The sequence below is a fragment of the Belnapia mucosa genome (genome assembly GCF_016775475.1).
In the GTDB taxonomy this organism is placed as follows: Bacteria; Pseudomonadota; Alphaproteobacteria; order Acetobacterales; family Acetobacteraceae; genus Belnapia; species Belnapia mucosa.
Genome location: NZ_JAEUXJ010000159.1, coordinates 1 through 218, shown reverse-complemented (window position 1 = coordinate 218; position 218 = coordinate 1). Strand labels below are relative to the sequence as shown.

The following is a 218-nucleotide window of genomic DNA, read 5'->3' as shown; positions in this document are numbered from 1 at the left end:
CAGACCGCGGCCCGGGCGATGGGCGGCGAATTCGGCCCGCCCGTCGTTGTCTGCAACGAGGCGCATCGCTTCCTGGTTGCCGAGCAGCTGCGGGAGGCCAAGATCGCCGGCGCCCGCATCCTGCTGGAGCCGGCCGGGCGCAACAGCGCCCCCGCCATCGCCGCGGCCGCCCTGCTGGTCGCCGAGCAGTCGCCGGAGGCGGTGCTCTGGATCATGGC

The 218-nt window shown here is 74.8% G+C and carries 1 protein-coding gene; it reads left to right on the top strand.

Translation table 11 applies throughout. The features are described 5' to 3' along the window. The coding region (locus JMJ55_RS30760) for a sugar phosphate nucleotidyltransferase (protein ID WP_407927583.1) at positions 1-218 on the top strand (218 nt) is incomplete at both ends.